The 19,608-nt window shown below is 57.8% G+C and carries 19 protein-coding genes and 2 pseudogenes; 8 read left to right on the top strand and 13 right to left on the bottom strand.

Annotation, left to right across the window (positions count from 1 at the left end; genetic code table 11):
• Positions 1 to 3: 3 nt before the first annotated feature.
• Entirely contained in the window at positions 4 to 567 is a 564-nt protein-coding gene (locus JL015_RS18660) for a hypothetical protein (RefSeq protein ID WP_236123995.1), read from the bottom strand.
• Positions 568 to 976: 409 nt separating this feature from the next.
• Between JL015_RS18660 and JL015_RS18655 the strand changes: the two genes are divergently transcribed.
• The gene (locus tag JL015_RS18655; RefSeq protein ID WP_201019530.1) at positions 977 to 1,489 is read left to right on the top strand and encodes a sigma-70 family RNA polymerase sigma factor; all 513 of its coding nucleotides are present in this window, start codon (positions 977 to 979) and stop codon (positions 1,487 to 1,489) included.
• A complete protein-coding gene (locus tag JL015_RS18650) occupies positions 1,489 to 2,148 on the top strand; it encodes a ChrR family anti-sigma-E factor (protein WP_201019485.1) in 660 nt (219 codons plus the stop codon). Before JL015_RS18655 ends, JL015_RS18650 begins: the two co-directional genes overlap by 1 nt.
• Before the next feature lie 62 nt (positions 2,149 to 2,210).
• Here the strand turns inward: JL015_RS18650 and JL015_RS18645 are convergent, their stop codons facing one another.
• The 3 genes from JL015_RS18645 to JL015_RS18635 form a co-directional block, all read right to left on the bottom strand.
• Positions 2,211 to 3,467 carry a 3-phosphoshikimate 1-carboxyvinyltransferase gene (locus JL015_RS18645; RefSeq protein ID WP_201019484.1) on the bottom strand — a complete coding sequence of 419 codons (1,257 nt, stop codon included), beginning with the start codon at positions 3,465 to 3,467 and terminating at the stop codon, positions 2,211 to 2,213.
• A gap of 90 nt (positions 3,468 to 3,557) precedes the next feature.
• Positions 3,558 to 4,034, bottom strand: coding sequence for a PAS domain-containing protein (locus JL015_RS18640; protein WP_122320436.1), 477 nt, complete (start codon positions 4,032 to 4,034; stop codon positions 3,558 to 3,560).
• Positions 4,035 to 4,038: 4 nt separating this feature from the next.
• Positions 4,039 to 5,037, bottom strand: a complete 999-nt coding sequence (locus JL015_RS18635; RefSeq protein ID WP_201019483.1) for a response regulator — start codon at positions 5,035 to 5,037, stop codon at positions 4,039 to 4,041.
• Positions 5,038 to 5,489: 452 nt separating this feature from the next.
• Here JL015_RS18635 and parS point away from each other — a divergent pair, with 452 nt between their 5' ends.
• Both parS and JL015_RS18625 read left to right on the top strand, forming a co-directional pair.
• Complete coding sequence (gene parS, locus JL015_RS18630) at positions 5,490 to 5,939, top strand: type II RES/Xre toxin-antitoxin system antitoxin (RefSeq protein ID WP_201019482.1); 450 nt, start codon at positions 5,490 to 5,492, stop codon at positions 5,937 to 5,939.
• The gene (locus JL015_RS18625) at positions 5,936 to 6,397 is read left to right on the top strand and encodes an RES family NAD+ phosphorylase (RefSeq protein ID WP_201019481.1); all 462 of its coding nucleotides are present in this window, start codon (positions 5,936 to 5,938) and stop codon (positions 6,395 to 6,397) included. Before parS ends, JL015_RS18625 begins: the two co-directional genes overlap by 4 nt.
• A 27-nt stretch (positions 6,398 to 6,424) precedes the next feature.
• On the opposite strand, the gene mltA is transcribed toward JL015_RS18625, so the two are convergent.
• The 3 genes and pseudogenes from mltA to JL015_RS28135 all read right to left on the bottom strand — a co-directional run.
• Positions 6,425 to 7,600, bottom strand: a complete 1,176-nt coding sequence (gene mltA, locus JL015_RS18620) for a murein transglycosylase A (RefSeq protein ID WP_201019480.1) — start codon at positions 7,598 to 7,600, stop codon at positions 6,425 to 6,427.
• A gap of 116 nt (positions 7,601 to 7,716) precedes the next feature.
• Positions 7,717 to 8,151 (bottom strand): annotated as a pseudogene (locus JL015_RS28140) (methyl-accepting chemotaxis protein); the annotation flags it as partial.
• Positions 8,152 to 8,253: 102 nt separating this feature from the next.
• A pseudogene (locus JL015_RS28135) lies at positions 8,254 to 8,976 on the bottom strand (PAS domain-containing protein); the annotation flags it as partial.
• A 304-nt stretch (positions 8,977 to 9,280) separates the two neighbouring features.
• Between JL015_RS28135 and JL015_RS18610 the strand changes: the two are divergent.
• Entirely contained in the window at positions 9,281 to 10,240 is a 960-nt protein-coding gene (locus JL015_RS18610; RefSeq protein ID WP_201019478.1) for a GDP-mannose 4,6-dehydratase, read from the top strand.
• A gap of 47 nt (positions 10,241 to 10,287) precedes the next feature.
• On the opposite strand, the gene gmd is transcribed toward JL015_RS18610, so the two are convergent.
• Positions 10,288 to 11,334, bottom strand: a complete 1,047-nt coding sequence (gene gmd, locus JL015_RS18605) for a GDP-mannose 4,6-dehydratase (protein ID WP_201001029.1) — start codon at positions 11,332 to 11,334, stop codon at positions 10,288 to 10,290.
• A gap of 259 nt (positions 11,335 to 11,593) precedes the next feature.
• A complete protein-coding gene (locus tag JL015_RS18600) occupies positions 11,594 to 12,373 on the bottom strand; it encodes an exodeoxyribonuclease III (RefSeq protein WP_025257912.1) in 780 nt (259 codons plus the stop codon).
• An 82-nt stretch (positions 12,374 to 12,455) separates the two neighbouring features.
• Between JL015_RS18600 and pyrE the strand changes: the two genes are divergently transcribed.
• Entirely contained in the window at positions 12,456 to 13,097 is a 642-nt protein-coding gene (gene pyrE, locus JL015_RS18595) for an orotate phosphoribosyltransferase (RefSeq protein ID WP_117180673.1), read from the top strand.
• 44 nt (positions 13,098 to 13,141) lie between these two features.
• Complete coding sequence (locus JL015_RS18590; protein WP_201019477.1) at positions 13,142 to 13,741, top strand: DUF4124 domain-containing protein; 600 nt, start codon at positions 13,142 to 13,144, stop codon at positions 13,739 to 13,741.
• 77 nt (positions 13,742 to 13,818) lie between these two features.
• Here the strand turns inward: JL015_RS18590 and JL015_RS18585 are convergent, their stop codons facing one another.
• Complete coding sequence (locus tag JL015_RS18585) at positions 13,819 to 14,073, bottom strand: DUF6124 family protein (RefSeq protein ID WP_201019476.1); 255 nt, start codon at positions 14,071 to 14,073, stop codon at positions 13,819 to 13,821.
• A 464-nt stretch (positions 14,074 to 14,537) separates the two neighbouring features.
• On the opposite strand from JL015_RS18585, the gene JL015_RS18580 reads away from it, so the two are divergent.
• Complete coding sequence (locus JL015_RS18580) at positions 14,538 to 15,401, top strand: hypothetical protein (protein ID WP_201019475.1); 864 nt, start codon at positions 14,538 to 14,540, stop codon at positions 15,399 to 15,401.
• 184 nt (positions 15,402 to 15,585) lie between these two features.
• Here the strand turns inward: JL015_RS18580 and argB are convergent, their stop codons facing one another.
• Genes argB through dut form a run of 3 tightly spaced genes read right to left on the bottom strand, consistent with a single transcriptional unit; the run spans position 15,586 to position 19,606 of the window.
• Positions 15,586 to 16,491: an acetylglutamate kinase gene (argB, locus tag JL015_RS18575; protein WP_025257915.1), complete on the bottom strand. Its 906-nt coding sequence runs from the start codon at positions 16,489 to 16,491 to the stop codon at positions 15,586 to 15,588.
• Between the two features lie 29 nt (positions 16,492 to 16,520).
• On the bottom strand, positions 16,521 to 19,094 hold the full coding sequence (locus JL015_RS27965) for a phosphomannomutase/phosphoglucomutase (protein ID WP_307726270.1): 2,574 nt from the start codon (positions 19,092 to 19,094) through the stop codon (positions 16,521 to 16,523).
• Positions 19,095 to 19,150: 56 nt separating this feature from the next.
• Positions 19,151 to 19,606 carry a dUTP diphosphatase gene (gene dut / locus JL015_RS18565; protein WP_201019474.1) on the bottom strand — a complete coding sequence of 152 codons (456 nt, stop codon included), beginning with the start codon at positions 19,604 to 19,606 and terminating at the stop codon, positions 19,151 to 19,153.
• Positions 19,607 to 19,608 lie beyond the last annotated feature (2 nt).

Genomic DNA, 19,608 nt, shown 5'->3' with positions numbered 1-19,608 from the left:
CACTTATAAAGGTGAAATGACCAGTTTTGAAATACCGCTCACCTTGGTGACGCCCGAAGGCTGGTTGCAATCGTTATTCAGGATGGAGGTAAGGTTCTGAAGCGTGAAAAGGGTCCGTGCAGCTGCCCCCTTGTAACGCCCGTCGGTGATCGTGCCATCGCCGGTGATCGTGGTATTCAAATTACCGAGATTGTCTATCTGCGCTGTGAATGCATAGGTACTGGTGGCTCCGTCGCTCCAGTTGATGACCCATGTGATGGTGGGCGTTTGCAAGAAAAACGACTGGCAGGAAAAGGTCGCCTGAAAGCTCTGCGCAGATGCTGCGCTGACGCCTAATGGAAGTACACAGACGGACCAGTTGCTGTTCGTCGAAACATTGATGGTTTGTGACGTGTTGGTCAGGCCAGGCGACCACTCTGCCGTGTGGGTGCCTGTGCATTCGGCCAGATTGACAGCTTCTGCGCGACCAGGTGTGATCAGCAGCCCTGTGCCGACGATAAACATCAGCAGCAGGCTTAGCCGTAGCAGAAGGTTTTTCATTGGGTGGTGCGAAAGGTCGATGTCCATGAGAACTCCCTCGAGGGGATGAGTTGAAGTAACGTCCTTGCCTCCTAGGGTAATGAATAGGGCGTTCTCGGCCACTGTCAGAAATCATAGTGGCTTAGACGGCTTTGAAATAAACTTCCCGCCTTTGAGCCGATTCGGTCTCCCGATGCTTTTCTACACCGCAGGCTCCACCAGCCTGTGGCAGACAGCTATCATGGTCGCCAGTTAAAAAATATTTTTCGCAGCAGTTCATCTTGTGATCCGTTCTGGCCCAGGTTGCGTAACACACAGGCAGCCCGACCAATACCAGACAACGGCGACCAGAAGGTGGATCATGAGCAGCATTGCCAGCATCAGGACCTTCCGTCACGTGTCACCCTCGCCCAGCGACTTGCCCATAACCCGACTTTGGATCGATGAAGTCACCGCCGTGGCCCGTAGTCAGGACCGCGACAGCTTCATGCGCATCTACGATCACTTCGCCCCTCGCCTGTTGCGCTATCTGACGGGCTTGAAGGTGCCTGACGGGCAGGCCGAAGAGTTGGTGCAGGAAGTACTGCTCAAGCTGTGGCACAAGGCCGAGTCCTTTGATCCGGCCAAGGCCAGCCTCGGAACCTGGCTGTTCAGGATTGCGCGCAACCTCTATATCGACAGCGTGCGCAAGGACAGCGGCTGGGTCGTGGTGCAGAACTCGCTGGAGCAACTCGAACTTCTGGAGGCACCCGCCGACAGATCGCTCGATTACAGCCAGCGTCAGGAACAACAACTGAACATGGCCATCCAGAACCTGCCTGCCGATCAGGCCAGGGTTCTACGGATGTCCTACTTTGAAGCGCTCAGCCATCGAGAGATCGCCCAACGCCTCGGCATGCCTCTGGGGACAGTGAAGTCGTGTCTGCGTCTGGCCTTTCAGAAGTTGCGCTCCAGAGTCGAGGAGTCATGATGAGCCCAGTCCATCACCCCGATGAGGCCACCCTGGTCAGTTACGCCTCGGGTGCGCTTTCACAGGCTATTTCTCTGGTCACCGCTGCTCACCTTGAGCTGTGCGCCGAATGCCGGACACGGTTGCGCCATGCAGAACGCATCGGTGGTTTGCTGATTCAGCAGCACAGTGGCGTCGCGGAGCCACTGAAGGGGCGTGCAGCCATGCTTGCTCGTCTGGATGAACTGCCCGCTGTCCTGCCACAGCGCGAGTCTGTTGTATCGCCAGAGCGGAGCGCGGATTTACTGCCTGTTTCTCTGCACGCTCATTTTGGCCGGTATTTGAGCGAGCAACCCTGGAAAACCCTGCTCCCCGGCGTGCAGCGGGTTCGTGCCCAGGGGCTTGAGCAAGGCAAGCTCATGCTGCTGAGAATCGCCCCCGGCGTCAGCATGCCGTTGCATGGCCACGAGAGTAATGAAATGACCCTCGTGCTCCAGGGCTCGTATCACGATGAACTGGGCGAATACCGATCCGGAGACCTCGCCGATCTGGACAGCGACACCCAGCATCAGCCCACGGCCAATAAAGATGAATATTGCATCTGCGTACTGGCTGCGGACTCGCCGCTCCGTTTCCAGGGTCTGATTGCCCGGATGTTGCAGCCAATCTTCGGGATCTGAAGCGAAATATCGTTTTCGCGAATGAATTCCCCACGGTGTAGCGAATTCATTCGCGAAGGGCTTTAGCGTTCGATCTGCACGCCCAGCGACTCAAGCGCTGCCCAGTAACCGGGATAGGTCTTGCCTACACAGTCTGGATCGAGAATACGGATACCCGCGATTTTCAGGCCCGCCAGAGCGAAGCACATGGCGATGCGATGGTCGGAGTGGGTGTCGATCAGCGCATCGACGGTCTGGCCGCTCAATGCCGGGTTGGCATGCACCAGCAGGTCATCACCCTCTTCTACCGCCAGCCCCGGTGCGATGGCGCACAGCCCGTGGGACAGCGCGCAAATACGGTCGCATTCCTTGACCCGCAGGTTCGCCAGGCCCACGAAGCGCACAGGATGGTTGTTGAACGCTGCCAGCACCGCCAGCGTCGGGATTGCGTCCTGCATCTGCGAACCGTCGATCACGGCCGGCATGTTCGGGAAGCTGTCGATGATCTGGCTGGCCAGTGCATCGGGCTGGGTGAACTCTTCAGTGGCGACACCCAGGTCGATCTTGCCTTCGGTCAGCACTTGGGCCGCCCACAGGTAAGTGGCCGCCGAAGCGTCAGGCTCGATATGGAAATCCGTGGCTTGATAACCGGTGGCCGAGACTTTCCAGGCCGCATCGCCAATTGCCTCGACTTCCGCGCCGAAGGCTTTCATCGCCGCCAGGGTCAGGTCCACATAGCCGCGTGCGCCGATTTCGCTGCCGGTCAGGGCCACTTCAATCGGGCCTTGTCCGCAGGCGCCAGCCATCAGCAAGGCCGAGACGTACTGGCTGGAAAGGTTGCCGTCGATTTCGATACGCCCGGCGGACAGGCCGCCCAGGCCCTTGATCGTGACTGGCGGGCAACCGGTCGGTGCGCTGACCTGCACGCCCATGCGCTGCAAGGCATCGACCAGCGGACCAATCGGGCGCTTGCGCATGTACTCATCGCCATCGACGATGAATTCACCTTCGAAGTTGGCCAGTGCAGCCGTCAGAAAACGGGTCGCGGTGCCGGCATTGCCCAGGAACAGCGCTTGTTGCGGGGCCTGCCAGTGGCCGGAGCTGGTGACCACGAAGGTGCTGTCATCCGGCTCGTCGACCTGCACGCCCATCAGGCGCAGGGCTTCGGACATGACGCGCGTATCGTCACTCTTCAAGGCGCCGGTCAGGCGACTCGTCCCTTTTGCCAGGCCAGCCAGCAGCAACGCACGGTTGGTGATCGATTTGGAGCCCGGCGGGCTGACGCGCCCGACCAGAGGGTGCTCGACAGGCAAAACAGTGAGTGTGGATTGAGGTCGCATGATGTCCCTGAACGTCACCGGAAAAATCGCGATCCTAGCACGAGCAGGAGGCGGGCCGCAGCCTGATGGCGGCCCTTGTCCTTGTGATGCTTACCCGTTTGCAGGCTTGCTGTCGGAGAGTTGCTTGAGCGCCGCCTGCAACTGATGCCGGTTGGTGGCCACATCCGTCACGTCGTAGATCACCAGACAGATCTGGTTGATTTCGTTGTTGGTCGCACGCAGCGGAAACATCGTCGTGTTCTGGTACATGAACTCTTCCTGCCCGGTAATGGGCTGATAGTTCTTGAAACGCACCAGATAAGGCCGCTGCTCCCAGATCGTGAAGGCGGGCGTGCCGAGGGTCACGACATTCTCGACCTTCTTGCTGAACCACTGTTGGTTGACCTCGGGGAACAGCTCGAAGAAGGTCTTGCTGGTCGCTTCGTACGGTGTCACGCCGGAGCGGTTCTCCATGAAGGTATTCCAGACCATCACCCGGAAATCCCGATCCAGAACCACGATGCCGACATCGATGTTCTGTGTAACGGCCAATAGCCAATGCAGCTCGTTGATATCGATATGGCTCATGGGGTCAGCTCATCATGTAGGCAAGTTTGCGCGTAAGCAGTTCGACCGAGTCTTCGGTGAACAGCATCAACAGATCGAAATGGATGTTATGGCCTTCGACGCTGTAACTGATTTCCACCGCGAGGGTTTTCTTCCAGCGCTTGCTGTTGACGCGAATCAGGTCATCGATCCCGCCCTGAGCTCCGAGAATCTGTGGATGGCCCTGAGAAAAGGCGATATCGATCTGCTCGGCAATCCCGCTCAGACAGGCACCGATCAGGACGGTGGACAGGTCCAGCAGCATCTCCATGTCCGAATAATCGGGCGAGCTGCGCTGCATGAGCTGAGACATGTCGGAGAGTTCGGAGTCATGGAAAATCAGCAGCGCTTCGCCGGAAATACCGCCGCCGATATAGCCTTGGCACACCGCCGTCAGGCGTTGATCGCGGTGGGCGTCGGCCAGCGCCATATGCAGCTCACCGACTTCGAGCATGTTGACGTTGGGGACCGGCAACTGCACGAACACACCCAGCACCTTGGCAAGCAAAGCTGCCGCTCGGCCCATGGCGACGTTGATGGTTTCCCGGAAGGCATCCTGGAAACTGATGACGCCATCCTTGAGTGGAGGAACGACGGTCGGCACCTTTGTCGGTTCGCCCATCAGGCCCAGTCGTACAAGGGTCTGCTTGAGTTCGTCGGGGTCGGCGGGCTTTTTCAGGAAGGCCAGCGCGCCCAGCTCCATGACGCGCCGAACGGCTTCATCCTGAACGTCGCCGGAGACGACAATGACCTTGGCTTCAAGGTTTTCTGCACGGATGGCAGCCAACGCCTGATAGCCATCCATCACAGGCATCGTCAGGTCCAGCAATACAACCTGACCCAATCCATTGCGAACGGCACCCAGCCCTTCAAGTCCATTGGTTGCCATCGTGACCGATACACCCCAGTCCTCAGGCAAGGCTCGCAACAGTTGCTTGCGAGCCATGTTGGAGTCATCGCAAATCAGCAGCGGAATCATGGACATTCATTGTTTCTCACTACAAAAGTTTCAGGCTGACGGCAGCAGAGTATCAACACGTCCGATTGCCTTCACGAAAACGAGCCGGATCGGAGCCAATAAAAAAACCTTTTGATACCTCGACACACATCCTTGAACCCAATAGTTCCCTTTCCGGTTTTCATGCAATAACTGTGCTCGTGAAAGCCTGATGAATCAATGATGCTTTATTGCACCAAGCCTTGCCGCACATGGGATTACGCTACAGCACAGGTTCAATATAGCAGGGCAACGAAACTGATATATACCTCAATGACATAATGATTTATTGACGCTTTTTCCTGGATATTGCGCCAATAAAAAGAGCATGAACTTCCTGTTGATTCGGGTGTTTTTCAACCGTCTGTCCGTGGTGTGAATGACAGATCAATGATCAAGTGATATAGCTAGTCACTATCAGTAGATGGAAGGATTCTGTCATGCCACTCGCTATTCGCGACTATTACCCTGCCCCGGTTCAGGACGAGGATTTCTGGCAAAAGCTGGGCGTTCCTGCTCGTGGCGCTCAGTTGTATACCTCCCTGCGTGCCGGGTTGCCCTACGAAGTATTCGAGCGGTTGGCCAACTACACCGACCTGAATCGCTCGACTCTGGCCGAACACCTGGGGATCGCCCCTGCAACCTTGCAACGGCGCCTTAAAGTGCGTCAGTTCAATGCAGAGGAAAGCGACCGACTGTTTCGGCTGGCGGCCATTTACAAGGCTGCGCTGGATTTGTTTGAAGACGACATTGAAGCCACCCGCCGCTGGCTGACCAAGCCGGTCTATGGAATGGGCCAGCGTCGGCCCCTGGAAATGCTCACGACTTCGGCCGAAGCCCAGGCCGTACTGGACCTGATCGGCCGCCTTGAGCACGGGGTTGTGGCGTGATCCATGTCTACCGTCTGGTAAAACGCAAATGGCTGGCCCAGGCTTTCGATGGCGAAGGCGCAAAGCTCTACGGTGGACGCTGGAACAGCAAGGGCCGGGCTTGCGTGTACTGCGCTGGCAGTGAGTCACTGGCATTGCTGGAAGTGCTGGTCCATCTGGATAACTCCAGCATGGTTCAGCACTACGTCATGCTTGAACTGCAGATTCCCAAGGATCGCATCCTCAAGGCGCGCCCCGACATTCTTCCCCCGGACTGGCGCGAGGAGCCTGCTCCGCCTTCGACCGCATCCTTCGGCGATGCGTGGCTGGACTCCGGCCAAAGCCTGGCACTGGCAGTGCCCAGCGTGATCGTGCCGCGTGAATCCAACTATCTGCTCAATGTGCAGCATTCGTCCTTCAAGACCCTTGTGGCCAAGGCGAAGGAGCTGGATTTCACGGTGGATAACCGCCTCGGATAGCCCGAGGCGGTTGAGCTGCGCAGAACCTTACTTCTGCGCTGGCTCAGGATCCTGAGGCAGGGCTTTGTCCTTGGGCCACAAGAGCCAGATGTTGCCTTTCTGCTTCATGTCCCCGGCCAGATGCCCGGCTTCGTCTCCTGTGCCCCAGAACAGGTCGGCGCGTACTTCCCCGGCAATTGCACCACCGGTGTCCTGAGCCGCGACTGGCCGAACCAGACTGCTGCCGTCAGGACGTGTGGTCGACAGCCAGAGCAGGCTGCCCAGCGGGATCACCTTGCGGTCGATGGCCACGCTGTAACCTGCAGTCAGCGGCACGTTCAGTGAACCTCGCGGCCCTTCGTTGCTGTCCGGATTGCGAGTGAAGAACACATAACTGGGGTTACTGGCCAGCAGTTCCGGGATGCGCTGCGGATTGGCCTTGGCCCAGGCTGCGATGGTGCCCATGGTCACGTCTTCTTTCTTCAACTCGCCTTGCTCCACCAGCCAGCGGCCAATGGCGCGATAAGGACGACCGTTCTGATCGGCGTATGCCAGGCGTGCTTGCGTACCGTCTGGCAGGCTCACCCGTCCGGAACCCTGAATCTGCAGGAATTGCAGATCCATCGGGTTGGTCAGCCAGGCGATCACGGGCGCATTCAGCCCTTGCTCGTTGATGGTTGCTGCGTCGTCATAAGGCTTGAGCACTCGCCCTTCAAGCCGCCCACGCAGACGCTTGCCCTTGAGTTCTGGATAGATGCTGTCCAGATTGACCACGATCAGATCTTCGGGGATGCCATAGACCGGGACCGTAGCCTGTGCGGTCTGGGTCAGGCTGCCGGGGTATATGGGTTCGTAGTAGCCGGTAATCAGGCCGTCGGCGCTGCCGCCATCATTGCGCAGGCTGTAGACCTGCAGATTGGCTTGCAGGAAACCGCGGATATCTGTCGCGCTGGCATTTGCGGCCAGACTGGCTGCCGCACTACAGGTGCCGCCCCAGACCGGATCGGCCTTGAGACGAGTACATGCGCTGCGCCATGAGCCGAAACCGGCCTGCAAGTCACTGTCAGTAACAGCCGGCAGGGCTTCCCATGTGGCCTTGTTGTACGAGGTATGAGGTGGTGTGGTCTTGGCGGGCTTCTCGGAAACATCACAGGCCGTGAGTAGAAGGGTCAGTGGTGCAGCAAGCGCCAGACCTTTACGCCATTGTCTGGAAAACAGAGTCATCGGTGGACTTTCCTTCGACAGGCTGCCCGATGCGTCGGCATGCGGGCAGCGTCATGAACTAAAGGGTGCCATTGTGGCTCAAGTCCGTTTCTGTATCGAGTTACTCTGTTACTACCTTATTTCAGTTGATTGGCAAACTGCCCGACTGCTCCGACTACCTGCTTGGCGCCCTCCTGGATTTCGACAATCACCGAGCCTGCCTCGTTGGCCAGCGCCAGGCCCTGCTCTGCCTGCCCTCTGCTGTTGGCCATACCGCGCACGGCTTCATCAGCCAGTGTCTGGTTCTGCTGCACGACGCTGACAATCTCTTCGGTGGCCGCGCTGGTTCGGCCTGCCAGTTGGCGGACCTCATCGGCCACGACCGCAAACCCGCGGCCCTGCTCTCCAGCCCTTGCGGCTTCGATGGCGGCGTTGAGTGCCAGCAGGTTGGTTTGTTGAGCGATACCGCCGATGGTCTGCACGATGGAGCTGATCAGCAGTGATTGCTTGCCCAGCGCCTCAATGCCCGAGGAGGCAGATTGCAGTTCATCGGAGATCCGGTGCATGGTCTGAACGGTGTTCTGGACCACTGTTGCCCCTCGCTGGGCGCTGACGTCGGTTTGTTGAGAGATTTCAAAGGCGATACTGGCTGCCTTGCTGACCTCTTCTTCACGCAGGACCTGATCCGTCACCACCGTAGCGAATTTCACGACCTTGTAGAGCTTGCCCTGGGCATCGTGGACCGGGTTATAGGTCGCCTCCAGCCATACCACCCGGCCATTGCTGTCGATACGCTTGAAGCGGTTGGCAACGAACTCGCCACGGTTCAGGGTTGCCCAGAACTCCTTGTACTGGCTCGACGAACTCTCTTGCGGGTCGCAAAACATGCTGTGGTGTTTGCCCTTGATCTGTCCAAGGTTGTAACCCATGCCTCGCATGAACTGATCATTGGCGACCAGCACGTGACCACCCAGATCGAACTCGATCACGGCAGTAGAGCGCAGCAATGCCTGGATGAAGGCCGAGTTCTCGGCTGCGGTTTCGACAGTCTGGGTGATGTCCGAGCCATAGCACTTGATCTCCAGGAGTTTGCCGCTGTCATCCAGAATCGGCTGCCACATGGCGCGAATCCACGCCAGGCTGCCGTCAGCCCTGATAAAGCGGTAATTGTCGAAGGCCGACTCGCCCTTTTGCACCGCCGCCACAAGGTTGCGGTAGCAGTCGAGCTGTTTGACGTAAGGCGGAATGAGCTGGTCCATGTTGCGCCCCACCAATTGCTCGCCGGAATAACCCAGCATCTTGAGAAAGTTGGTGTTGGCGTGAGTAATGCGATAGTTGGCATCCACCGTGATGGACACCATTCGGGCGTCCATGCCCCTTTGCATCTGTCGGTACATCGATAACTCGGCTTGTTGCGCCTGTAATTCCTTTTTCAAGCTGGTATTGAACATGGGCGACACCAGAGTAGTGGATTTCAGTGCTATCGAATTGAAGCGTAGAAGGCTTAATGCTCTTCGTCTAATGAGCGGACGGCGGTATGGGAAAAATGCATGTGCTGAACTTAGATAGCTAAAAAACCTCTGATACTGGCCCGCGCAGCCCATTGCAGGACAAAGCTGGATACTCGGGCTAGCCTGCTTGCAGCAAAGTCTGCCTTTCACACTCCACTACTTGCCAAAAGTCACTGAGGAAGCCCCCAAGATGCAGCGCATCCTGATTACCGGCGCCAACGGTTTCGTTGGGAAGATTTTATGCGAGACCCTGCAAGACGCCGGGCATCATGTCATTGCCCTGGTGGGAAACACCTCGCCGGCACCCTCCCATGCCGACCATCTCCTGCAATGCGATATTCGCAATGCCGAGGCTCTGGAACAGGCCATTGCCGAAGCCGATCCTACCCATGTGGTGCATCTGGCGGCCATTACGCATGTGCCGACCAGCTTCAAGGAGCCTTTGCTGACCTGGGAAACCAACGTCATGGGCAGCGTCAACCTGTTGCAGGCCTTACAGAACAAGGCGCCCAAGGCATTTGTATTGTTCGTCAGCTCTTCGGAGGTCTACGGCGGCAGCTTCAAGCAGGCGATTCCCCTGAATGAAAGCAGCCCGTGTCAGCCACTCAACCCTTACGCCGCCAGCAAGCTGGCCGCCGAAGCGGCAGTCAACGAATACTTCCGGCAAGGCCAGCCGGGCATTATCGTGCGCCCTTTCAATCATATCGGCGCACAGCAATCGCCCGACTTTGCCACGGCATCCTTTGCCCGGCAGATCGCACTTGTCGAGGCTGGCGAACAGCCGCCGTTATTGAAGGTGGGAAATCTGCAGGCCGAGCGCGACTTTCTTGATGTGCGCGATGTCTGCAATGCCTACGTCGCGTTACTGCAATTGGCCGACAGGGACGGCGACTATCCGCGCTGTTTCAATATTTGCAGCGGCCAGCCGCGCAAGATCCAGACGATGCTCGACATGCTCCTGGCAATGAGCTCGAAAGATATCGAAGTTGGTGAAGACCCGCAGCGGATGCGTCCTTCTGATATTCCCAGTGCAGTCGGTGATAACTCGGCCATCCGTAATGCCATTGGCTGGCAACCCGGTATCGACCTGCAGGAAACCCTCGCCACGCTGCTGGATTACTGGCGTGCCGAGGTAAAAGAGGCTCGCTGATCGCCTGTCCCCCGAATGCCAGTGCAGCCGGGGGATGCGGGATCACATCAGAATGAAGTGCCGTTCTTGTTGCGCTTCAAATCTGTTTCCACCATCAACTGGCAGAGTTGTTCCAGGTTGGTACTGGCTTGCCAGCCCAGCACACGCTTGGCTTTTTCAGGATTGCCGATCAACAGTTCGACCTCGGCCGGGCGATAGAACTTCGGATTGACCCGGATCACGGTCTTGCCGGTGCGGGTGTCGATGCCGTGCTCATTGTCGGCACTGCCTTTCCAGTCCAGATGGATATCGACGGCCTTGAAGGCCATCGACACGAAGTCACGAACGGTTTCAGTGCGATTGGTGGCCAGTACGAAGGTGTCCGGCTCGTCAGCCTGCAACATGCGCCACATGCCTTCTACATATTCCTTGGCGAAGCCCCAGTCGCGTTTGGCGTCCATGTTCCCCAGTTCCAGCACGTCCTGCATGCCCAGGGAGATCCGCGCCACGGCATCGGTAATCTTGCGGGTCACGAATTCTTTACCGCGCAGTGGCGACTCGTGGTTGAACAGAATGCCGCTCGAACCAAAGATGCCATAGGACTCGCGATAGTTGATCGTCATCCAGTGCGCATAAAGCTTCGCCACGCCATAAGGGCTGCGAGGGTAGAACGAGGTCTCTTCGGTTTGTGGGACCTGCTGCACCTTGCCGAACATCTCCGAAGTCGAGGCCTGATAGAAGCGGATCTTCGGGTTGACGATGCGGATGGCTTCCAGCAGGTTGACGGCGCCCAGCCCGGTAATTTCGGCTGTAGTCAGCGGCTGGTCGAAGGAAACGCCCACAAAACTCTGGGCCGCAAGGTTGTAGATTTGTGTAGGTTCGGCTTTTTGCAGGAGGCGAATGCTTGCGCTCAGATCCGTAAGGTCATGCTCGACGAGGTGCAGGTTGGGATGGTTAGTGACTCCAAGCTCTTCAAGACGCCAGAAGGTGACTGAACTGGTACGGCGATAAGTGCCGTAAACCTTGTAGCCCTTTTCCAACAGCAATTGAGTCAGATAAGCGCCATCCTGGCCCGTGATGCCTGTGATGATGACGGATTCTTTCGGTGCATTCATGTCTGGATTCCGGTCTGGGATGGCTGGTCCTGATGAATTACATAGCCATGTGTTCATGCTTTCGGCGAGACCTGCCATTCCTGCACAACAGGTTTTAGCCAAACTGAAGTCACTACTATAGATCGGAATTGAAACTGCACGCGGGCGTTATGGGCGCAGAGCGTTATAACGCGCAAGAAAAATGCCCGTACCTTGCGATACGGGCATTTTCTCTATCGACCGGCAAAGGCCTGATTCTCATGGGGCCGGATGGTCCGGGTCAGATCGTCAGGGTCCAGTCGTAGTCCACGATCAGCGGCGCATGCTGCGAGAAGCGTGGCTGACGCGGCAAGCGGGCGCTGCGCACGAAACGACGCAGACCCGGTGTCAGGATCTGATAGTCGAAGCGCCAGCCCAGATTCAGCATCTCGGCCTGCTCGCTGTCGGGCCACCAGCTGTACTGATCGCCTTCACGGTTGACTTCACGCAGGGCGTCGACATAACCCATGGTGCCGACAATCTCGTCCATCCAGGCGCGTTCCGGTGCCAGGAAACCAGGAGATTGCTGGCTGTCACGCCAGTTCTTGATGTCGAGCTTCTGCTGCGCCACATAGAACGAGCCGCAGTAGATGTACTCGCGACGCTTGCGGCGTTGCTTGTCCATGTACTTGGCGAAGTCGTCCATGAGCTTGAATTTCTGATTCAAGTCTTCGTCCCCGTTCATTCCCGACGGGAAAAGCAGGGTTGCAATACTGACTTTATCGAAATCTGCTTGCAGGTAACGCCCGTAGCGGTCGGCTGTTTCAAAGCCCAGGCCGCTGATTACCGCCTTCGGTTGCAACCGCGAATACAGCGCCACACCACCCTGGGCTGGAACTTCGGCTTCGCAGGCATAGAGGAAGTAGCCATCCAGTTGGAAGGCTGGATCATCCAGTTCAAAGGTGGAGGCGCGGGTGTCCTGTAGACAGATGACGTCGGCATTCTGAGCTTGCAGCCAACTGAGCAAACCACGCTCGACTGCAGCCTGAATGCCATTCACGTTCACACTGATGATCCGCATAAATGGCCCCAAAAATCACGTGCGTGTATGATACCCGAGCTCTACCTATTTAGCTAAATCCGTGGTATTCGGGGCTTTTTTCATGCAAGCGTATCAACGCGATTTCATTCGTTTTGCCATCGATCGCGGCGTTTTGCGCTTCGGTGAGTTCACTCTCAAGTCCGGGCGCACCAGTCCGTATTTCTTCAACGCCGGTCTGTTCAACAGCGGTTCGGCCCTGTCTCAGCTGGGGCGTTTCTATGCCGCAGCGGTGGTCGACAGTGGCATTTCCTTCGACGTCCTGTTCGGGCCGGCCTACAAGGGTATTCCTCTGGCGGCCGCGACAGCCGTGGCTTTGGCTGAACATCACGGCATGGATCTGCCCTGGTGTTTCAACCGCAAAGAGGCCAAGGCACACGGCGAAGGCGGCAGCCTGGTTGGCGCACCGTTGACCGGTAACGTGCTGATCATCGACGACGTGATCACCGCCGGCACCGCGATTCGCGAGGTCATGCAGATCATCAAGGGCCAGGACGCAACCGCGGCCGGTGTTCTGATCGCACTCAATCGTCAGGAACGCGGCAATGGCGAGCTTTCGGCCATCCAGGAAGTCGAACGTGACTTCGGGATCCCGGTCGTGAGCATCGTATCCCTCAATCAGGTTCTACAATTCCTTGCAGACGATCCGCAGCTCAAGCAGCACTTGCCTGCGGTTGAAGCCTACAGGGCGCAATACGGAATCTGACAAGGGGAGTGTATGGCTGTCGCTGGCTGTGATCGGGATTCGACATGCGTTTGCTGAATGCGCTGGGGCTTTTGCTGTCATTGGGCGTACTGACGCCCGTGGCGGCTCTGGCTGCGGATACGGCTGACGTTCTGTTCTATCGCTATATCGACAGCCGCGGCGTGACCGTACTGGATCGTCAGGGCGTGCCGCCGGAGTATGTCGCCAAAGGCTACGAAGTGCTCAACGCCCGAGGGCGAGTGGTGCAGGTCGTACCGCCCGCACCCACCGCCGAACAGATCCGGCAGGCCGAAGCCGACAAGGTTCAGGCCAGCGCCGATGCGCAATTGCTGAGCCTCTACAGCAGCGTCGAAGAGGTGGACCGCGTCAAGGCCCGCAAACTGGCCGAGCTGGATGCGTTGATTGGTGTGGCCCAAGGCAATATCCAGGGCCTTACCGCCCAGCAACGCAACATGCAAAGCCAGGCCGCCGACCTGGAACGCGCCGGTCGCCCGATTCCCCAGGCCCTCATCGATCAGTTGAACGACGTGCAGGAGCAGCAACAGCGTATTCAGGCCGACATCACCCGCTACCAGACATCCCGCGTCCAGGCCGAGGCAAGCTTTGCCGAGGATCGGGCTCGGGTGGAGAAGTTGCTCAGGTAAGGTGGTGTCTGGCGTTTTCGCGAATGAATTCGCTCCTGCAGCGTTCGGGTAGGAGCGAATTCATTCGCGAAGATGTTTCAACTTCGTCTGTTGGAGACGGGGGTATCAAGCATCTGGTCAATCACCCCCTGAGCCTGACTGATCAAGTGCATTGAAGCCATAATCAGGTCTCGCTGCTGGCCATTCAACGCATCGCCACCTTCATAGGCCGTCGCACCTGCGCAGCGCAAAAGGTCTGAGACATGGGCCAGTTGGGTTTCATGGCAGTCGATGGTGTTGTCCGGGGAAGACAGCCCAAAAACAGGCGGGTCGGGAACAAGTTTTTTAACCATGGTGTAACTCCTGATAATTAAAAGAAGCCAACACCCTCGCTGCTAAACGAGTGGGTGGTAGCCATGCGCGGGTTAGCAGACCGGTTATCAGGAACCCGGCGCACCCGAAGATGCCCCACGCACGGCCACCATAACGCAGGGCTGCAAAAGCACCTTGGGTAATGGGAGCGCTGTACGCCTGATAAGAACGGGCTGCTAAACCCGATCGCTGAGTTTCAGCGACCGACGCAGACTAGTTACCGAAATAGACAGGCGCAAGCGGTCGAGATTGTCTCGGAAGTTTCACTCAAGAGAAAGAGAGGCATCTTGCGATCAGGTGCCTGGACGTGAGTTCGGGGGCGGATAAGCGTCACTCCAGGTATACGCCTCTATTGGGCGACCTGGGGCGGAGGCTAGTATCAACTGGCCGTTCGTACGGATGGTCATGCACAATCGTCCTTACTCTCATCCGGTCCGGAGCACACATGGCAGTGGAATATAAGATCGGCGGCCTGAACATTATCGCCATCAACGAGATTACGCCCCCTGCGCTAAGCAAATTGTCTGAAGCCATGCGTCTGGCACGTGCAGCCGTTCACGAAGCTGTCGAGAGAGCGGTAATCGCCCTTCATGTGGTCAGAGAGGCGCAACACTCAGGCTTTGACGACGAAGAGTCGGTGCAGATGCTACATCCGGACTTCTATCGGCATTTGGTAGTTCACTTCCGCCTGAGTTCGGTCCCTCAGGTTTTTGAGGCTCTGGAAGCTCTGAACCTGAAGTTGCAGCAATTGCTGGCTGGTATGCGTTCGCCTGGCCTGCGTTTGGCGGAGTTTGGCTATCACTGGCTAAAGCCCCCCGGGCCTGGGGTGGTTGCTTATGTAACAAAACCGCTGTCTCACATTCTGTTCGGCGGACCGTCGACTAACGGTTGCCTAAACACAAATCCAGCGGGGTATCACAACTCCAGCGACGTCAATCTCCGGTTCAACAAAGTAATGAGTACGCGGATGGAAGACCTGGTCGATACGCTCATCCACGAATGCACTCACAAGTACCTGGGGACCGATGACTTGTGTAAAGGTTTACCTTTCAAATCGGTGATCGAGTATGAAGAACAATTTCGGGCCGCAGGCATCGTTGCACCGCTGGGGCCGCTCCAGTCCCTGTCTTCGGTACACGCGATCAACGATGCTTATGTGATGACAAACTACATCCTGCATATGCCAGACGTGGATCTGCGGGTAGCAGCGGCGGACATGGCCAATCTGATCCGTAGCGTCAATCAAAGCATTGGTGGGCAGGAGAGTAACTTGCGAGTCTTCAAGTCGATCGGGAATGAGGACTTGTAGAGGAGTGGTGATCAGGTAAGCGAATTCATTCGCTCTGTCTTCGTTAAGCGTTGCCAAGTCAGAGCGGTGTCGTCTGTGGGAGGCGGCTTGCCGGCGACGGGACCACGAAGCACCGAATTCATGACACCTGTAAAAAAGCCCCGCCAACAAAAGCTGGCAGGGCTTTGGGCGCTTCTTATCGCAATCAGTGACGCTTGCGGTTGGTAATCAACGTGCCGACGCCGCTGTCGGTGAAGATTTCCAGCAGGACGGCGTTGGGTACGCGGCCGTCGATGATGTGCGAGCTGTGAACGCCGCCCTGGACTGCTTCCAGTGCGCAGCGGATCTTGGGCAGCATGCCGCCGTAGATGGTGCCGTCGGCGATCAGGCTGTCTACCTGCTCGGTGGTCAGGCCGGTGAGGACTTCACCTTGCTTGTCCATCAGGCCGGCGATGTTGGTCAGCAGCATCAGTTTTTCGGCCTTGAGGGCTTCTGCAACCTTGCCGGCAACCAGGTCGGCGTTGATGTTGTAGGACTCGCCGTCCGGGCCGACACCGATAGGTGCGATGACCGGGATGAAGTCGCCTTTGACCAGCATGTTCAGCAGTTCGGTGTTGACGCCCACGACTTCGCCCACGTGGCCGATGTCGATGATTTCAGGCTTGGTCATTTCTGGTGTCTGGCGGCTGACGGTGAGCTTGCGCGCACGAATCAGTTCAGCGTCCTTGCCGGTCAGGCCAATCGCGCTGCCGCCATGACGGTTGATCAGGTTGACGATGTCCTTGTTGACCTGGCCGCCCAGGACCATTTCCACCACGTCCATGGTCTGGGCATCGGTGACGCGCATGCCATCGATGAAGTGGCTCTCGATGGACAGGCGCTTGAGCAGATCACCGATTTGAGGGCCGCCGCCGTGAACGACCACCGGGTTGATGCCTACCGCTTTCATCAGCACGATGTCGCGCGCGAAGCCGGTTTTCAGCTCCTCGCTCTCCATGGCGTTGCCGCCGTACTTGATTACCAGCGTCTTGCCGACGAAGCGGCGAATGTAAGGCAGCGCTTCGGATAGAACCTTGGCTACATTAGAGGCGGCATCACGGTCGAGGGTCATTCAGGGCTCCAGTCAAAAGGAAAAAACAATCAGAACGGAAGTTTGAGATCCGGTGCAACTTTCTTGATCTCGGCGTGGAAAACATCCTTGATACGCTGCAATTCGGCTTCGGTTTCAGCCTCGAAGCGCAATACCAGCACTGGTGTAGTATTGGAAGCACGTACCAGGCCCCAGCCGTTCGGATAGTCCACGCGCACACCGTCGATGCTGGTCAGTTTAGCGTCGCCCCACTGGGCGTCTTTCTCAAGGGCCTCAATGATGCTGAACTTGGTGACATCGGTCACCTTAATGTTGATCTCAGGCGTAGAAATGTCGTTCGGGAAGGTCTCGAACAGGTCTTCGGCGCTCTGGGATTCCTGGCTGAGGATTTCCAGCAGGCGTGCAGCACTGTAGATACCGTCGTCGAAACCGAACCAGCGCTCCTTGAAGAAGATATGGCCGCTCATCTCGCCAGCGAGCAGCGCACCGCTCTTTTTCATCTCTTTCTTGATCAGGGAGTGGCCGGTTTTCCACATGACCGGACGACCACCGTGCTCGCTGATCAGCGGGGTCAGGCGGCGGGTGCATTTCACGTCGAAAATGATATCGGCGCCCGGATTGCGTTTCAGCACGTCCAGCGCGAAGAGCATCAGCAGGCGGTCGGGGTAGACCACATTGCCTTTGTTGGTCACCACACCCACACGGTCGCCGTCGCCGTCGAAGGCCAGGCCCAGGTCTGCACCTGTTTCCTTGACCTTGGCGATCAGGTCTTCGAGGTTTTCCAGCTTGCCCGGGTCCGGGTGGTGGTTGGGGAAGTTGCCGTCGACTTCCGCGAACAGGGAGATCACTTCACAGCCCAGGGCTTCGATCAGTTGCGGGGCGATTACACCGGCTGCGCCGTTGCCGCAGTCGACCACGACTTTCAGTTTGCGAGCCAGCACGATGTCGTTCTTGATCTGCTGGAAGTAGCGATCAAGGATGTCGACCTTGGTGATGCTGCCTTTCTGGGAAGTCAGGTTGTTGGTCTTGATGCGTTCGTGCAGCGCCTGGATCTGCTCGTTGGCCAGGGTGTCGCCAGCAATGACGATCTTGAAGCCGTTGTAGTCCTTGGGGTTGTGGCTGCCGGTCAACATGACGCCGGTCTTGCCAGCCAGCACATTGGCCGCATAGTAAAGCGCAGGGGTTGGCACCAGGCCGACATCGCTGACGTGGCAGCCGCTGTCGTGCAGGCCTTGAATCAGTTGTTGCACCAGTTCAGGACCTGAAAGACGTCCGTCGCGTCCAACACTGACGTTCGGCTCGTTCTGGGCCAGGCTTTCGGAGCCTATGGCGCGACCGATCCAATAAGCCGTTTCAGCATTGAGGGTATCCCCGACCACGCCGCGGATGTCATAGGCGCGGAAAATATTGTCGGGAAGTTTAGGTGCCGTGGATTCTTGGCTGCTCATAACTGGGGGATGCTCCGATCTCAGGAAGTCCTGGTTTTCGTCGAGAAGGTCGATATCAAGAATATCGGTATCTTGAAACAGCGGATCTGTCCATTGGGCGTCAGGTGCTGTGAATGGGGTCGAAACACTGTTTCTCGTACTGCTTGCGGCGTCCGACTCCTCGTTCACGACCGGCTGTGGCTGGCCGCGAGGCGAAAAGCGGGCAAGGGCCTGAGCCAGACTGTTGAGTGCCTCAAGGCTCAAACCGAAGGGTTTGACGGTTTTTCCGTCCGAGAGTTCTTGAAGCAGCTGATTCAGTTGCCGTGCATCCTCGCAAATACGCCGTTGCAGAGCCCTTTCATTAAAGTGCAGCCCCAGTAATACGCCAGCCAGAGCAATGATTGCCGCCACTAACAGAAGCAGCAGGGAAGGTGAAGATTGCAGTGATGAGCCAGGGGTGAATTCGAGTTTCCAGTTGGCATGACCCGTATCGAAGCTCAACGGCTTGCCGTTGTCTGCTTCCCCGCGTTGCAGGAAAACCTGCTCTTGCCCTGTACCGAATTGCTGGCTCAGAACGATTTTTCCGGCCTCGTCAGGCATGACCGGCAGTGCGTTGAGCAAGCGTTGTGGATCGAACGCCAGCAACAGGGTGCCAATGACCGGTTGTGTCGGGCTGGCCCGCACCGGTGCTGCGCTGTAGATCACCCAGCGTTCGCCCAGCTTGCGGGCTTCGGGAGGTACGGTCTGGCCCTGGGCGGCGTCGTTCAGCATATCCAGAGTCGCAAAGCTCACTGGCAGCGGGCCTTGCGGATCGACGTCATTCAGGCCTTTGGGATCGATTCGGGCACCGACCAGGCCATCCCAGTACCTGAGCTGGTGTTGCAGTGCCGCCAGCGCAGCAGTGTCCTTGCTTTGCAGGGCTTGTACGAGAGCGTCGTTGGAGGCGGCAGCCTGGGTGTCGGCGTTCATCTGCTTGAGGGCCAGATTGACGGCCGAGGCCTGGCTGCTTCCCCAGGCTTGGGTCAGCGGGTTTTGTTGCTGGGGGTTGCTCAACAGCGCAAACCAGATCAGCACCGCTGAGCACAGCAAGCCTGCGACGGCAAGGAGGAGGCCGGGAAACAAGCCTTGCAGGCTTGCAGCCGGAAGCGGGTTCGTGGCGGTTACAGACTGCTTTGACACGTTTTGACTGCCTTTCACCCGACCTCTCCTGCGATTCGTCCTGAAACGGGGTGATCTTCCTGAGCCGCGAGCGATCAGTGGCTGCCGGAGTGACCGAAACCACCAGCGCCACGCTGGCTTTCATCGAACTCTTCGACCAGCTCGAAGCGGGCCTGAACCACCGGTACCAACACCAGTTGGGCGATGCGTTCGCCGATGGAGATCTTGAATGCGGTCTGTCCACGGTTCCAGCAGGAAACCATCAGTTCGCCCTGATAATCGGAGTCGATCAGGCCAACCAGATTACCCAGCACGATGCCGTGTTTGTGGCCCAGGCCCGAGCGCGGCAGGATCATGGCTGCCAGACCCGGATCACCGATGTAGATCGACAGGCCGGTGGGGATCAGCAGCGTCTGGCCAGGTTCGAGGATGGTTTCCTCCTTGAGCATGGCGCGCAGGTCCAGGCCGGCCGAACCTGGAGTGGCGTAGGCCGGGAGCGGGAATTCGTTGCCGATGCGAGGGTCGAGGATCTTTGCTTGTAGAGCGTGCATTC

This window comes from Pseudomonas cichorii (genome assembly GCF_015471405.1).
GTDB classification, from domain to species: domain Bacteria; phylum Pseudomonadota; class Gammaproteobacteria; order Pseudomonadales; family Pseudomonadaceae; genus Aquipseudomonas; species Aquipseudomonas serbiensis.
Note: the sequence above shows the minus strand (reverse complement) of the source record. Positions and strands in the feature narration are given on the sequence as shown.

Excerpts from the sequence above, each read along its gene's own strand:
- JL015_RS18660 (WP_236123995.1), bottom strand. The coding sequence starts at position 567 with ATGGACATCGACCTTTCGCACCACCCAATGAAAAACCTTCTGCTACGG.
- JL015_RS18650 (WP_201019485.1), top strand. The coding sequence starts at position 1,489 with ATGAGCCCAGTCCATCACCCCGATGAGGCCACCCTGGTCAGTTACGCC.
- JL015_RS18645 (WP_201019484.1), bottom strand. The coding sequence starts at position 3,467 with ATGCGACCTCAATCCACACTCACTGTTTTGCCTGTCGAGCACCCTCTG.
- JL015_RS18640 (WP_122320436.1), bottom strand. The coding sequence starts at position 4,034 with ATGAGCCATATCGATATCAACGAGCTGCATTGGCTATTGGCCGTTACA.
- JL015_RS18635 (WP_201019483.1), bottom strand. The coding sequence starts at position 5,037 with ATGTCCATGATTCCGCTGCTGATTTGCGATGACTCCAACATGGCTCGC.
- parS (WP_201019482.1), top strand. The coding sequence starts at position 5,490 with ATGCCACTCGCTATTCGCGACTATTACCCTGCCCCGGTTCAGGACGAG.
- mltA (WP_201019480.1), bottom strand. The coding sequence starts at position 7,600 with ATGACTCTGTTTTCCAGACAATGGCGTAAAGGTCTGGCGCTTGCTGCA.
- JL015_RS18610 (WP_201019478.1), top strand. The coding sequence starts at position 9,281 with ATGCAGCGCATCCTGATTACCGGCGCCAACGGTTTCGTTGGGAAGATT.
- gmd (WP_201001029.1), bottom strand. The coding sequence starts at position 11,334 with ATGAATGCACCGAAAGAATCCGTCATCATCACAGGCATCACGGGCCAG.
- JL015_RS18600 (WP_025257912.1), bottom strand. The coding sequence starts at position 12,373 with ATGCGGATCATCAGTGTGAACGTGAATGGCATTCAGGCTGCAGTCGAG.
- pyrE (WP_117180673.1), top strand. The coding sequence starts at position 12,456 with ATGCAAGCGTATCAACGCGATTTCATTCGTTTTGCCATCGATCGCGGC.
- JL015_RS18590 (WP_201019477.1), top strand. The coding sequence starts at position 13,142 with ATGCGTTTGCTGAATGCGCTGGGGCTTTTGCTGTCATTGGGCGTACTG.
- JL015_RS18585 (WP_201019476.1), bottom strand. The coding sequence starts at position 14,073 with ATGGTTAAAAAACTTGTTCCCGACCCGCCTGTTTTTGGGCTGTCTTCC.
- JL015_RS18580 (WP_201019475.1), top strand. The coding sequence starts at position 14,538 with ATGGCAGTGGAATATAAGATCGGCGGCCTGAACATTATCGCCATCAAC.
- argB (WP_025257915.1), bottom strand. The coding sequence starts at position 16,491 with ATGACCCTCGACCGTGATGCCGCCTCTAATGTAGCCAAGGTTCTATCC.
- dut (WP_201019474.1), bottom strand. The coding sequence starts at position 19,606 with ATGCACGCTCTACAAGCAAAGATCCTCGACCCTCGCATCGGCAACGAA.